The organism is Streptomyces sp. NPDC101166 (assembly GCF_044768125.1).
GTDB lineage: Bacteria > Actinomycetota > Actinomycetes > Streptomycetales > Streptomycetaceae > Streptomyces.
On sequence record NZ_JBIWPF010000149.1, the window covers coordinates 1 to 1,333 of the forward strand.

The 1,333-nt window shown below is 66.5% G+C and carries 1 protein-coding gene and 1 pseudogene; both read left to right on the forward strand.

Annotated features, from left to right (window positions below; translation table 11 throughout):
• Positions 1 to 118 precede the first annotated feature (118 nt).
• The gene (locus ACIRS4_RS37190; protein ID WP_404204540.1) at positions 119 to 988 is read left to right on the forward strand and encodes an ABC transporter permease; all 870 of its coding nucleotides are present in this window, start codon (positions 119 to 121) and stop codon (positions 986 to 988) included.
• Positions 989 to 991: 3 nt separating this feature from the next.
• A pseudogene (locus tag ACIRS4_RS37195) lies at positions 992 to 1,333 on the forward strand (ABC transporter substrate-binding protein); the annotation flags it as partial.

The following is a 1,333-nucleotide window of genomic DNA, read 5'->3' on the forward strand; positions in this document are numbered from 1 at the left end:
CTCACCGAGGAGTTCCGCGACCTCTACAAGGAGATCTGGGAAACGCTGCGCGATCAGGTCGAGGCGGCTCGCACGAAGGGAGCGGCCCGTGTCGCTTGACGCATCGACGCTCGATGTCATGGACAAGACCGCCGCCGCACCGGAATTCGAGGTGGAGACCGAGGAGCAGATCCTCGCGCGGGTCCGCTCGCAGGCCCGCCGGAGCAAGATCCGCACCTGGGGTCTGCGCGCCCTGATCGTGGCCGTGTGGCTGGGTTCCTGGCAGCTCACCGCCACCTACTGGATCGACCCGTTCTTCTACTCCAAGCCATCGCTGATCTGGGACCGCCTGGTCGAATGGTTCACCGAGGGAACCCAGTTCGGTTCGATCTGGCTGCAGCTGTACACCACCGTGCAGGAGGCGGTGCTGGGCTTCGCCATCGGCACCATCGCGGGCATCGTGCTGGGTGTGCTACTGGGCCGCTCCCGCTACTGGGCCGATGTGCTGGCCCCGTTCATCAAGGCGCTCAACGCGGTCCCGCGCATCGTGCTGGCCTCGCTGTTCATCATCTGGTTCGGGCTGGGATTGCAGTCCAAGGTGGCCACGGTGGTGGTGCTGGTGTTCTTCGCGGTGTTCTTCAACGCCTTCACCGGCGCACGTGAGGTGGACGGCAATGTGATCAACAATGCCCGCATCCTGGGCGCGAGCCGCCGTCAGGTGCTGGGCTCGATCGTGCTGCCCAGCGCCACCACCTGGATCCTGTCGTCGCTGCACACGGCGTTCGGTTTCGCGCTGATCGGCGCGGTGGTCGGCGAGTACGCGGGCGCCAGCAAGGGCCTGGGCCTGCTGATCAGCAATGCCCAGGGCACGTTCGACGCGGCGGGCATCTACGCGGGCATGATCATCATCACCGTGGTGGCGTTGGTCGCCGAATGGCTGATCGGGCTCGCGGAGAACCGGCTGCTGAAATGGCGTCCGTCGCAGGCCGGTTCGGGACACCGGATCTGAGCCATGAAGTACCGCAAGCATATCGCCGTGATCCTGCTCGCCGTCGGCTCGCTGCTGCTGGCGACCGGCTGCCGCGACTCCCGCACCATTCCGACCGCGAACGGGCGGCCGCAGATCACCATCATGGTGGGCGGCCTGGAGAAGGTCATCTACCTGCCCGCCATGCTGACCGAGCGGCTCGGCTTCTTCCGGGCCAACGACCTCGACGTGCACCTGCTGGGCGAGCAGTCCGGCGCGAACGCCGAGACCGCGCTGCTCACCGGCGACGTGCAGGCCGTGGTCGGCTTCTACGACCACACCATCGACCTGCAGGCCAAGGACCAGTGCCTGAAGACCGTGGTGCAG

Bases quoted from the DNA above. Each gene is read 5' to 3' on its own strand.
- ACIRS4_RS37190 (WP_404204540.1), top strand. From the start codon at position 119: ATGGACAAGACCGCCGCCGCACCGGAATTCGAGGTGGAGACCGAGGAG.